The sequence below is a fragment of the Nocardia flavorosea NBRC 108225 genome (assembly GCF_001613385.1).
Lineage (GTDB): Bacteria > Actinomycetota > Actinomycetes > Mycobacteriales > Mycobacteriaceae > Nocardia > Nocardia flavorosea.
On sequence record NZ_BDCG01000004.1, the window covers coordinates 1 to 13077 of the forward strand.

The following is a 13077-nucleotide window of genomic DNA, read 5'->3' on the forward strand; positions in this document are numbered from 1 at the left end:
ATTCGTACACAGTGTGCACAACTGCCCGGATTCTGGGGACCAACGTGGGGATGAACTGTGGATGCTGTGTGGACAACAAATCCTGTCCACAGGCTGCCTCGATTCATCCTCGAGTTATCCCACGGCAGTCCACAGGCGGACACGCCGTCCCAACTGGGCAAACAACGGAAATCCACAGTTTCCACAGGGCCTATTACTACCCCTGTTCTTCATCTAGAAAATTTCTCTTGAAAACAGGATGTGTGGACAAGTCTCGAACGCACCCCGAACGAAAACGGTCCCGGAACCACACAAGGACGACCGGAGGCACACTCCTGGGACACCGGGCACGTCCGTCGCGGCCCCGTGGACCTCATGGCCCCGTCGCGCTCTGTGCCCAGGGGCCGGCTGCACGGGACCGGCCCGTACCGAGACAGGTCGACGCGCGACCACCACCTGCCGGGCCCCTGTCGGTGCACACCGCGGGCAAACACGTACTCCGGAGTTGTGCACAGCTCTGCTCCGGGACACCTGTGGACGGACCCGCACATCGCCGATCAATGGACTGCACTCGGAGATGCCCAACACGCCCGCTGGCTACCCGGACCCGTTGTGGGCTGGTCCGGTGCCGGTACGACGACGTATCCTCCACACGGAGGGGCGGCCGATCCGGTGCGGCGAAACGGGGTACGGTCTTAAGTCGGTCGTGTGCCAGAATTCTTCGGCGGTCGGCCGGCGTCGTGGCCGTCGTAACATCGCCGTGCGGCGGAATCGGCGCGGCGGGATACACGGGGGCAGCACAGCCACCGATCCACACTGAACGGGAGAGGACACCTCGGGCGATGGACCTTGCAGGCATGAAGTTTCGGGTCGCGCGTGAGGATTTCGCGGAATCGGTCGCATGGGTGGCGCGCAGTCTTCCGTCTCGCCCGCCGGTCCCGGTTCTCGGCGGAGTCCTGCTGGTCGCGGACGACGACGGGCTGACCGTCTCCGGATTCGACTACGAGGTATCGGCTCAGATGCGGGTGGCTGCCGAGGTCGCCGGGCCGGGCAAAGTGCTGGTCTCGGGCAAGTTGCTGGCCGATATCACCAAAGCGCTGTCGAACAAGCCGGTGGACGTCTCCGTCGACGGCAGCCGCGTGCTGATCCAGTGCGGTAGTGCCAAATTCTCCCTGCCCACCATGCCGGTCGAGGATTATCCCCAGTTGCCCGAGGTTCCGCAGTCCAGCGGGCAGTTGGTGGTGGATGTGTTCGCCGAGGCCGTGAGCCAGGTCGCCGTCGCGGCCGGGCGCGACGATACATTGCCCATGCTGACCGGTATCCGGGTCGAGATCGAGGGCCCGCAGGTGGTGCTGGCGGCGACCGACCGGTTCCGGCTCGCGGTGCGCCATATCCAGTGGCAGCCCGCGCGTACCGATATCGAGACCGCAGTCCTGATCCCTGCCCGCACTCTCTCCGAAGCAGCCAAAACGCTCGGTGCCTCCGATCAGCCGGTTCAGCTGTCGCTGGGCTCCGGAGCGGGCGCAGACGGCCTCCTGGGCATCGTCAACGGCGGCCGCCGGACCACCACCAGGCTGCTCGATGCCGAATTCCCGAAGTTCCGTCAGCTGCTGCCCAAAGAGCACACGTCGATCGCCACCTTGGCGGTGGCCACGCTCACCGAGGCGATCAAACGTGTCGCGCTGGTGGCCGAGCGCGGTGCCCAGGTGCGGCTGGAGTTCTCGGACGAGGGTTTGCAGTTGTCGGCGGGTGGCGACGATGCCGGCCGGGCCGAGGAATGGCTCACCGCCGACTTCCGGGGCGAGCCGTTGACCATCGCCTTCAACCCCGGGTATCTGATCGACGGCCTGTCCGCGTTGCATTCGGACCGGGTCACGTTCGGGTTCACCACGCCGAGCCGCCCCGCTGTCCTGCTCCCGGCCCGCGAGGAGGAGCCGGAACCGCTCGACAGTGGTGCGTATCCGGCCCTGGACAGCGACTACATCTACCTGCTGATGCCGGTCCGGTTGCCGGGCTGAGCGGGCGTGGATTCGGCAGCGCTTCGCCGGCGCCGATCCACGTCGGCAGCCGAGGTGTCCGTGACCGCCTCGATCACGAGATCCGGGCAGAGCGATATCTCCGCAAACCCGCGCCGCGACCTGCGCCGACGCAAGTTATCCACAGCTGTGGATAACTTCGCGGGTGGCCCCTGGACGGTGTGAGCAGGTGCATATTCGTGCTCTGACCTTGCATGACTTCCGTTCCTGGGAACATGCTGAGATCGAGTTATCCACAGGCCCTGCGGTTTTCCTGGGGGCAAACGGCAACGGTAAGACCAACCTCCTGGAGGCCCTCGGCTACCTGTCGACGCTCGGGTCACACCGGGTATCCGCCGATACCCCGCTCATCCGGACCGGCGCCGAACGGGCCCGGATCGGCGCCAATGTGATCAACCTGGGCCGGGAGTTGCGCGTCGATGTGGAGCTCAACCGCGGCACCGCGAACCGGGCGCAGATCAACCGGTCGCCCGTGCGCCGGCCGCGCGAAATCCTGGGCATCCTGCACACCGTGCTGTTCGCGCCGGAAGATCTGGCGCTGGTGCGCGGCGACCCGGGGGAGCGCCGCCGCTTCCTCGACGAGTTGTGCGCGGCCCGCCGACCGGGCCTGGCCGGTGTTCGCGCCGACTACGACCGGGTACTACGGCAACGGTCGGCACTGCTGAAGACCGCGGGCCGATCCGGCCGGGCCGATCTCGGCACACTCGATGTGTGGGACGGTCACTTGGCGGGTCACGCATCGGTTCTGCTCGCCGAGCGGCTACGCCTGGTGCACGACCTGCACCCGTACGTCACTCGTGCCTATGCGGCGCTGGCCCCGGAATCGCGCCCGGCGACCGTCGGATACCGCAGCGCCGCGCTTCCGGCCGAACTACTCGATCCGGCGCGTGAGCCGCGCACCGACGATCCTGCCGTTCTCGAACAGGTGCTGCTCGAAGAGATCGCCCGGGCCCGTACCAAGGAACTCGACCGCGGTGTCTGCCTGGTCGGCCCGCATCGCGACGATCTGGATCTCATGCTCGGGGAAACGGCGGCCAAAGGATTCGCCAGCCATGGGGAGTCCTGGTCGTTCGCGCTGGCTCTGCGCCTCGCGGCGTTCGAACTGCTACGGGCGGGTGGCTCCGAACCCGTGCTGCTGCTCGACGACGTCTTCGCCGAACTCGACCGCCGTCGCCGGACCGCCCTCGCCGCGGTCGCGGCCGACGCGGAGCAGGTACTGATCACCGCGGCTGTGCCCGAGGATGTGCCCGGCGAGCTGGCGGGGATCACCCTGCGGGTGAAGACCACCGGTGACCCCGAACACCGGATCTCCACACTCGCCGAGGAGCCTCCCCCGGAGTCTGTGCAGCCTGGCGGGGAGAACCCGCCGCAGCCGGCCGCAGGCGAACGGTCAGCACCGTGAACACGCAGTGGCCGGTACCTTGCACCCGGGCGAGGGCATTCGTAGAGTGAGCCGATACGCCGGGCCGTTATCCCCGTCCGGTTCCTAGTGCACAGTTATCCACAGCCTGTGGATAACTTGTCGGCCCAGGTCGTCGGCCCGCACCCGGGTCTCGGCCCGGTGTGATCGGTGGCAACCTGCGCCGGCAATCGAAATACCCGCCCTGAACAGGGATTATTCCTGGAACAGGGCTTATGTCCGATTATGGAGAGCCGATCCCGAGGGGCCACCTCTGGATGTGCACAACTCGAGTAGACGCCGGCCGACCCTGGGGATAACTTGGCTGGTGAGCGGAGCGCAACGATGACCGACCGGCCCGGAACTCCCGGTGATGCCGTACCGCCGGCCGACTCGGAGTTGCGCGGAATCGACCTGGCCCGGCGTGCGCTCGAGGAGGCTCGCGCCGCCGCGCGAGCGAGTGGCAAATCCGTGGGGCAGGGGCGGTCGTCACCCCGGCGGAACTCTCGCAGCGGATCCCGCCGCCGTAGTGGTTGGTCGGGGCCGCGTCCCGACGAACGCGATCCGCAGCCGTTGTCCAAACTCGCCACGTCCATCGCGCGTAGCCGTGGCTGGTCCACCAAGGTGGCCGAGGGGACGGTATTCGGGCACTGGTCCGGTGTGGTCGGCGAGGATATCGCCGCGCATGCGAAACCGGTGAAACTCGAGAACGGTGTGCTGAGCGTGGCGGCCGAGTCGACGGCCTGGGCCACCCAGCTGCGGTTGCTGCAGGCACAGCTGCTCGCGAAGATCACCGCGGCCGTCGGTCCCGGGGTGGTCCGCTCGCTGCGTATCTCGGGTCCGACCGCACCGAGCTGGCGCAAAGGCGAACGGCATATCCGCGGCCGGGGTCCGCGCGATACCTACGGGTAGCCCTGTTTCGCCCGCATCGTGAGGCCGTACGGGCCGGACACCCTCAGTGAACTCTCAGCACGAATCTGGTGGCCCGAAAACGGCCGCGTCGCGAGGGGACCCGTGCCGGTCCGATTTCTCCCATCCTGGGAGCCGTCAGGGGTGTCGCAGATGCACTGTAAGTTGGGCCGCGAAGTAAGATGGAAACGTAAATCAGCGGCGATACCTTCGGCGCGTTGTGTGCAGCCCTCTTATCTGTCCCGGGCCCACGTGCGCTGTCCCACCGCCGTCCCGGGGAACAGCAAGTAAGGAGAGCTACCGACCAGTGGCTGCCAAAGACTCCAAAGCATCAGGTTCGAGCGCATCGAACAAAAAAGATTACGGCGCCTCCTCCATCAAGGTCCTGGAAGGCCTCGAGGCGGTGCGGCTGCGCCCGGGCATGTACATCGGTTCCACCGGCGAGCGTGGCCTGCACCACCTGATCTGGGAGGTTGTGGACAACTCGGTCGACGAGGCGATGGCCGGCCACGCCACCAAGGTCGAAGTCACTCTGCTGGCCGACGGTGGTGTCCAGGTCGTCGACGACGGTCGCGGTATCCCGGTGGCCATGCACGACCAGGGCATCCCGACCATCGAAGTCGTCATGACCCAGCTGCATGCCGGCGGCAAGTTCGACTCCGATTCCTACGCCGTCTCCGGTGGTCTGCACGGTGTCGGTATCTCGGTGGTCAACGCTCTGTCGAGCCGGCTCGAAGCCGAGATCGATACCGACGGTTACCACTGGAGCCAGACCTACAAGGATGCTGTCCCGGGCCAGCTGGTCCAGGGTGACGCCACCAAGGCCACGGGCACCACGATCCGGTTCTGGGCCGATCCCGCCGTATTCGAGACCACCACCTACAACTTCGAGACGGTTTCGCGGCGGCTGCAAGAGATGGCCTTCCTGAACAAGGGCCTGACCATCGTGCTGACCGATGAGCGGGTCAGCGCCACCGAAGTCACCGACGAGGTGGTCAGCGAGACCGCCGAAGCACCCAAGCATGACGAGGGCGGCGAAAAGCCTGCACTCGAGCACAAGGTGAAGACCCGGACATACCACTACCCGGGAGGCCTGGAAGATTTCGTCCGGCATATCAACCGGACGAAGCAGCCGATTCACAATTCGGTCGTCGGGTTCAACGGTAAGGGCCCCGGGCACGAGCTGGAGGTGGCGCTGCAGTGGAACTCGGGGTATTCCGAGTCGGTACATACCTTCGCCAACACCATCAACACCCATGAGGGTGGCACTCACGAAGAAGGTTTCCGTGCGGCGCTGACCACCGTCGTCAACCGGTATGCCAAGGAGAAGAAACTTCTCAAGGAGAAGGACGGCAACCTCACCGGTGACGATATCCGTGAAGGTCTGGCCGCGATTGTCAGCGTGAAGGTCAGTGAGCCCCAGTTCGAGGGCCAGACGAAGACCAAGCTGGGCAATACCGAGGTGAAATCTTTCGTGCAGCGTGCCTGCAACGAACACCTCGCGCACTGGTTCGAGGCCAACCCCGCCGATGCCAAGACCATCGTCAACAAGGCGGTGTCCTCGGCGCAGGCCCGGCTCGCCGCCCGTAAGGCGCGGGAGCTGGTGCGGCGTAAGAGCGCCACCGATATCGGTGGGCTGCCGGGCAAGCTGGCCGACTGCCGGTCCAAGGATCCGAGCAAGTCCGAGATCTACATCGTCGAGGGTGACTCCGCCGGCGGGTCGGCCAAATCCGGCCGCGACTCGATGTACCAGGCGATCCTGCCGCTGCGCGGCAAGATCATCAATGTCGAGAAGGCCCGGATCGACAAGGTCCTCAAGAACGCCGAGGTCCAGGCGATCATCACCGCCTTCGGTACGGGTATCCACGATGAATTCGATATCGCCAAACTGCGCTATCACAAGATCGTGCTGATGGCCGATGCCGATGTCGACGGCCAGCATATTTCGACGCTGCTGCTGACTCTGCTGTTCCGCTTCATGCGTCCGCTGATCGAACAGGGGCATGTCTACTTGGCCCAGCCGCCGCTGTACAAGCTGAAATGGCAGCGTTCCGAGCCCGAATTCGCGTATTCGGACCGAGAGCGGGACGGCTTGCTCGAAGCGGGGCTGGCGGCCGGTAAGAAGATCAACAAAGACGACGGTATCCAGCGATACAAGGGTCTCGGCGAGATGAACCCGAAGGAACTGTGGGAAACCACCATGGACCCGTCGGTCCGGGTCCTGCGGCAGGTCACGCTGGACGACGCGGCTGCGGCCGACGAACTGTTCAGCGTCCTGATGGGTGAGGATGTCGCTGCTCGCCGCAGTTTCATCACTCGTAATGCCAAGGACGTCCGCTTCCTCGACGTGTAGGCCCGGCGGTTTCGCCCGCAGCGCACACCACGCGCGGCTTCCGCCGTATATCGCCAGTACCTAGGAGATCGAATGACCGATACAACACTGCCGCCGGAGAGCGCGGGCGACCGGATCGAGCCGGTCGATATCCAGCAGGAGATGCAGAACAGCTATATCGATTACGCGATGAGCGTGATCGTGGGCCGTGCCCTGCCCGAGGTCCGCGACGGCCTCAAACCGGTGCACCGCCGAATCTTGTACGCGATGCACGACAACGGATACCGGCCCGACCGTAGTTACGTGAAATCCGCGCGCCCGGTCGCCGACACCATGGGTAATTACCATCCACACGGCGACTCGGCCATCTACGACACCCTGGTGCGGATGGCACAGCCATGGGCGATGCGGTACCCACTGGTCGACGGCCAGGGCAACTTCGGCAGCCGCGGTAACGACGGTGCGGCCGCCATGCGTTACACCGAGTGCCGGCTCACACCGCTGGCGATGGAACTGCTGCGCGAAATCGATCACGACACCGTCGATTTCATCGCGAACTACGACGGTAAAACCCAGGAACCGGTCGTTCTGCCCAGCCGTGTGCCGAATATGCTGATGAACGGCAGCAACGGTATCGCGGTCGGTATGGCGACCAATATTCCGCCGCACAACCTCAACGAGCTGGCCGAGGCCATCTATTGGGCGCTGGACAACCACGAAGCCGACGAGGAAGCCACGCTGGCGGCCTGTATGGAGCGAGTCAAGGGGCCGGACTTCCCGACCTCCGGCCTGATCGTCGGTACCCAGGGCATCCACGACGCCTACACCACCGGACGCGGTTCCATCCGGATGCGCGGTGTGGTCGAGATCGAAGAGGACGCCCGCGGCCGCACCACCATCGTCATCACCGAACTGCCGTACCAGGTCAATACCGATAACTTCATCAATGCGATCGCCGAGCAGGTCAAGGACGGCCGGATCGCCGGCGTGTCCGATATCCACGACGAATCGTCGGACCGGGCCGGTCTGCGCATCGTGGTCACCGTCAAACGGGACGCGATCGCGAAGGTCGTGCTGAACAACCTGTACAAGCACACTCAGCTGCAGACCAGTTTCGGCGCGAATATGCTCTCCATCGTCGAGGGCGTGCCCCGGACGCTGCGGCTGGACCAGATGATCCGGCTCTACGTCGCCCACCAGCTCGAAGTCATCGTCCGGCGCACCCGCTACCTGCTGCGCAAGGCCGAGGAACGGGCTCATATCCTGCGCGGCCTGGTCAAGGCGCTGGATCAGCTCGACGCCGTGATCGCGCTGATCCGCCGGTCGGCCAATACCGAGACCGCGCGCACCGGCTTGATGGAACTGCTCGATATCGACGAAACCCAGGCGACCGCCATCCTGGATATGCAGTTGCGCCGCCTGTCGGCGCTGGAGCGGCAGAAGATCGTCGACGAACTGGCCAAGCTCGAAGCCGAAATCGCCGATCTGAAGGACATTCTGGAAAAGCCGGAACGTCAGCGCGCGATCGTCCGGGACGAACTCGCCGAGATCGTCGAACGCTACGGCGACGAACGCCGGACACTGATCGTCTCCGCCGACGGCGATGTCGCCGACGAGGATCTGATCGCCCGCGAGGACGTGGTCGTCACCATCACCGAAACCGGGTACGCGAAACGCACGAAGACCGATCTGTACCGAAGCCAGAAGCGTGGCGGCAAGGGGGTGCAGGGCGCGGGCCTGAAACAGGACGATATCGTCCGGCACTTCTTCGTGACCTCGACCCACGATTGGTTGTTGTTCTTCACCAACAAAGGCCGGGTGTACCGGGCCAAAGCATATGAACTGCCGGAGGCCAACCGCACGGCTCGCGGGCAGCACGTGGCGAATCTGCTGGCTTTCCAGCCGGACGAGAAGATCGCCCAGGTGATCCGGATCAAGTCCTACGAGGATGCGGCCTACCTGGTGCTGGCCACGCAGAAGGGGTTGGTCAAGAAGTCGCGGCTGGTGGACTTCGATTCCAACCGCAGTGGTGGCATCGTGGCGGTGAATCTGCGCGACAACGACGAATTGGTCGGGGCCGTACTGTGTTCCGCCGAGGACGATCTGCTGCTGGTATCGGCGCAGGGACAGTCGATCCGTTTCTCCGCCACCGATGAGGCGTTGCGCCCGATGGGCCGGGCCACCTCGGGTGTGCAGGGTATGCGGTTCAACGCCGATGACGCGCTGCTGTCACTGAATGTGGTTCGTGACGGGACATACCTGCTGGTCGCGACCTCCGGTGGTTATGCCAAGCGCACCGCCATCGAGGAGTACACGGCTCAGGGACGCGGCGGAAAAGGTGTATTGACCATCCAGTTCGATGCGCGGCGTGGCACCCTGGTGGGGGCGCTCATCGTCGACGACGACGACGAGCTGTATGCGATCACGTCCAGCGGTGGGGTTATCCGCACTGCCGCCCGGCAGGTGCGTAAGGCCGGTAGGCAGACCAAGGGCGTGCGATTGATGAACCTCGGCGAGGGCGATACCTTGCTTGCGATCGCACGTAACGCCGACGAACCCGAGCAGATCGACGGTGGCGGTTCCCCCGAGCAGTAAATCCATATCGGCGGCAAAGAACGGATCCGAGGATTCCCATTGACCACTCCGAAACAGCCGAGCGACGAGCGGCAGCAGACGAACGGTGTGACCGAGAGGGTCACCCCGTCCCCGATTTCGCCGCGCCCGAACCAGCGGGCGGGTGATGCCGCGGACAACGACCAGGCCGGGGGTGGGCAGCCAGGCGGTAACGAGCCCGGCGGCGCACCCACCGATGGTTCCGCGCCCGAAAATCAGGAGCAGCAGGGCGAATTCGTGTCCGAATCGCGTAGTGCCGGATCGTCGAACTCGGGCCCCCAGGGGTCCGGCGACCAGAGGCAGCAGTCCGGTGGCGGTAACGGTGGCGACCAGGGCCGGTTCCAGGAGGGCTGGTCGCAATTGCCGCAGCGCGAGCCCCAGTCCAATTTGCCGCGACCGGGGCATACTCCGGTGGGCGGGGCCCAGTCGCGTTCCGTCGGGCTGAGCGGCGGGGTCACCAATGCCCGCACCACCAGCGATCTGGCGGCCAAGGCGGCCCGCAAGGAAGCCGCGATGGCCAAATCCGTTGGCCTGGACGGACCTACCCGCAGTATCGCCCGGCCCGAGCTCGCCAAGGATATGCCCGATCTTTCCGAGATCCGGCATCCGCTACCGCCCGAGCAGCACACTCCGCCGCCCGCCTACACCCCGCCGGTGTCCTCGGGTCCGAAGGCTTCGGCCCCGACCCCTCGGGGCCTACCGCAGGCGGTGCTCGGTGGCGAACCGTTGCGGGCCACGGTGCAGGTCCGGCGGATCGACCCGTGGTCGACCCTGAAGATCACTCTGGTGATCAGTATCGCCATGTTCTTCGTCTGGATGATCGCGGTCGCGCTGCTGTACATGGTGCTGGCGGGTATGGGTGTCTGGGAGCGGCTCAACAGCACCTTCACCGATATGGTGTCGCCGGACAGCGGCTCGGTCGGGCTCATCGACGCAGGGACGGTCTTCGGTTATGCCGGGGTGATCGGGCTGATCAACGTGGTGCTGTTCACCGCGCTGGCGACCGTCGGGACGTTCATCTACAACCAGTGCTGCGATATGGTCGGCGGTATCCAGGTCACCCTGGCCGACCCGGACTGAATCCCGTCGGGGCGGCAGCCGGTGTCCGGATGTGGGCACCGGCTGTCACCCGCGGACGGCCCACCATACTGTCGGGGCTATGACCAGCAGTTTTGGTTGTAAGGCGGTCGTTCGGGTAGTCTCTGTTCTCGGCCGGTTCCGGTAGGAAAAGTCACCTTCTATCGGCGGTCGAAAGCACGGGTCTATAGCTCAGGCGGTTAGAGCGCTTCGCTGATAACGAAGAGGTCGGAGGTTCAAGTCCTCCTAGACCCACTCCCTGCAATATATGACGGCCTCCACCGGAAACGGTTCGGAGGTCGTTTTCCTTTTCCCCGAAACCGGTTCGATCTCGGTGCCGGCCCCACCGGTCCTGGACGGGCCGGTGCCGTCCCACAGAGTTAGGCTGAAGAAATGAAATACGTTCTCACCATCGGAATTGTCGCTGCGGTTCTCATCGGTATCAGCAAACTGCGCAAGCGGGATGAGGCCGATATGTGGCATGAGGTCACCACTCGCTGACGTCGTCTCCGGTGGGCCGATCGCCCGCCGTTGATCACGGCCGGGCCAGCAGTTCGATGACCGAGGACACCTGCGCGGTGGACGGTGTCGGCAGATTGTCCCGGCCGTGGATCAGCCCGAGGCCGATGTAGACCATCGCGCCCGCCCGTATTCCTGCCTGATTCTCGTCGAATCCCAAATCCAGCATGGTCCGTTTGACGGTATCGAAAACGCGCTGGTCCAGGTTGCGTACCGCGGCCGCCACCTTCGGATTGCTGCGCGACCATTCCCGCACGCTGGTCTCCACGATCCAGTGGCGTTGATCCACCAGCATGGCCGCCATTTTTTCGATCCGTTCCTCCACCGGGATCTCTGCGAATGCGGCCAGGTCGCGTACAGTTCGGCTCTGTATTGTGCTCCAACGGTCCGCCATGGCCGTCATGAGTTGCTCGATATCGTCGAAATGCCAGTAGAAGCTGCCCTTTGTGACGCCCAGTTCCTGGCACAGTCGCTGAATCTTGATGGCCCCGATACCCTCGCGCGACAGTAGGTTCAGAGCGCCGTCGACCCAGTCGTCGTAGGAGAGCCGTGCGGTGCGCCGGCGTTGGCGCTGCTGCGCCTGGGCCTTTTTGGATCTCGGCCGGCGCGGCGTGGTTCTGTCAGCGGACGGTTCCGCGGCGTCGGAGCCCGCCGTGATCTTCTCCGACCGTTCGCCGCTGAGTCCCATACACCGATGGTAGGGGAGTCGTGCGGCGGGCTCTGAGGATCGGGTGATTACAGCTGCCGCGGGCAGTTCACCACATATCGCCGGGGATGGGCTGGGTACAGCCGAGAAACACAACCTTCCACCTTCCATACGATTGAGTACTGTTACTCCATACATTCAAGTATGGTTTGTGGTGGGGGCCGGCTCGTGGCATCGGCCAGGACGCCGCCGCGGGCCGGCTCGGCAGGGAGGACAGTGATGTCGATACCAGTGGTGACACCGCATACCGAAGACGCGGCCGTTCGATGCCCGGAGAGCTTCCGCTACTGGCAGGCACGGGCGAACCCGCGGGTACGGACGGTGGAACGGCTGGTGCGCGCCGTAACCGGCAGCGACCTCTTCCCGGCCGACGAACAGGCGAAGGCGCTGTGCGCGGATATGTTCGCCGGAGATCCGGTGGCGGAACGATTCGTCGCCGAGGTCATACGCGCCGGCGACGGTCGCGAGGGGCGGCGGCTGCTGGAGACCGCACTACGCGACGGTATCGACAGCATCGCCGATCCGCCGCCGTCGATGCGTGCGCTGTTCGACGAATTCGAAACCGTCCCCGATTGGGTGCGTCCGGAACTGGTCGAACGCGGGGCGGCGGTCTGGCGCCGGTGGGGCACCATGCTGTTCAGCTTCGCGGGCGCGGAAACCCTGGAGATGTACACCGAATCCGCCGTCGCCACCCCGCTCTCATTGGCCGGTGGCTACGCCGGTGACAGTGCGCTGCGCCGATTCCTGGAAACCTGCCGGTTCTGGATGGATGTATCCCAGCCCGGTGCTCTGCTGACGCCCGGATCGCAGGGCCGGGCCACCGCCTTGAAGGTGCGCATCATGCATGTTTCGGTGCGCGCCGGGGTCGCGCGGCACCCCGAATGGGATACCGAACGGTGGGGCCTGCCGATCAGCCAGACCTACCAACTGCTGACGATGATCGCCGGCAGCACCATCCCCGGATTGGGGTTGTGGGCGCTCGGTTACCAAACCGGCCCGGCGGAGTTCCGGGCGCTGCTGCACTTCCAGAAGTACATGGGTTACCTGCTCGGCATCCGGCTCACCTGGCATCCGGAAACCGTGCCCGACACTCTGAGGGTTATGGCGATGACCCTGATCGCCCGCGCCCACGACTCCGGCGAGCAGGGCGCCGAACTCATCGAGTCCTACCCGGCGGCCTTCGCGCCCAGGCCGGAGCAGCGCGGATTCGCCCGGCTGCGGGCGCATTACAACTATCGGATCAACTCCGCCTACCCGGCCCTCTACATGCTGCCCACCACTCGCCGGAAGTACCGGATGCCGGCGGCGTTGCCCTGGGTACTGCTGCCTATCGCGCGGATCCCACTGGTCACCGCGGTCGAATTGGCGCGGCGAGTGCCACCGATCGGACGTCTGCACGAAAAAGTGATGCTCTGGCATCGAGAGAACTGGTACCGCGAACAGATGCAGGGCCGCGAGGCGGAGTTCGAGGCCAGCGGCGCACTGCGCCGGTGAGCGGCCGGTTCGT

At 65.1% G+C, this 13077-nt stretch carries 8 protein-coding genes and 1 tRNA gene; 8 read left to right on the plus strand and 1 reads right to left on the minus strand.

Annotated elements, in window-relative coordinates; all coding sequences use genetic code 11:
* The first annotated feature begins 821 nt into the window (after window positions 1-821).
* The 7 genes from dnaN (at window position 822) to NFL01S_RS03935 (ending at window position 10600) form a co-directional block, all read left to right on the plus strand.
* On the plus strand, window positions 822-1997 hold the full coding sequence (gene dnaN, locus NFL01S_RS03905; protein WP_062971597.1) for a DNA polymerase III subunit beta: 1176 nt from the start codon (window positions 822-824) through the stop codon (window positions 1995-1997).
* Between the two features lie 187 nt (window positions 1998-2184).
* Entirely contained in the window at window positions 2185-3417 is a 1233-nt protein-coding gene (recF, locus tag NFL01S_RS03910) for a DNA replication/repair protein RecF (protein WP_084492390.1), read from the plus strand.
* A gap of 342 nt (window positions 3418-3759) precedes the next feature.
* Entirely contained in the window at window positions 3760-4326 is a 567-nt protein-coding gene (locus NFL01S_RS03915) for a DUF721 family protein (RefSeq protein ID WP_062971599.1), read from the plus strand.
* A gap of 304 nt (window positions 4327-4630) precedes the next feature.
* Window positions 4631-6676: a DNA topoisomerase (ATP-hydrolyzing) subunit B gene (gyrB, locus tag NFL01S_RS03920; RefSeq protein WP_062971601.1), complete on the plus strand. Its 2046-nt coding sequence runs from the start codon at window positions 4631-4633 to the stop codon at window positions 6674-6676.
* Window positions 6677-6748: 72 nt separating this feature from the next.
* Window positions 6749-9250 carry a DNA gyrase subunit A gene (gene gyrA / locus NFL01S_RS03925; protein ID WP_062971603.1) on the plus strand — a complete coding sequence of 834 codons (2502 nt, stop codon included), beginning with the start codon at window positions 6749-6751 and terminating at the stop codon, window positions 9248-9250.
* A gap of 39 nt (window positions 9251-9289) precedes the next feature.
* Complete coding sequence (locus NFL01S_RS03930) at window positions 9290-10348, plus strand: DUF3566 domain-containing protein (RefSeq protein ID WP_062971605.1); 1059 nt, start codon at window positions 9290-9292, stop codon at window positions 10346-10348.
* Between the two features lie 178 nt (window positions 10349-10526).
* Window positions 10527-10600, plus strand: a tRNA-Ile gene (locus NFL01S_RS03935).
* A gap of 280 nt (window positions 10601-10880) precedes the next feature.
* Here the strand turns inward: NFL01S_RS03935 and NFL01S_RS03940 are convergent.
* The gene (locus NFL01S_RS03940) at window positions 10881-11552 is read right to left on the minus strand and encodes a TetR/AcrR family transcriptional regulator (protein ID WP_084492391.1); all 672 of its coding nucleotides are present in this window, start codon (window positions 11550-11552) and stop codon (window positions 10881-10883) included.
* Window positions 11553-11789: 237 nt separating this feature from the next.
* Here NFL01S_RS03940 and NFL01S_RS03945 point away from each other — a divergent pair, with 237 nt between their 5' ends.
* Window positions 11790-13064, plus strand: coding sequence for an oxygenase MpaB family protein (locus NFL01S_RS03945; protein WP_062971607.1), 1275 nt, complete (start codon window positions 11790-11792; stop codon window positions 13062-13064).
* Window positions 13065-13077 lie beyond the last annotated feature (13 nt).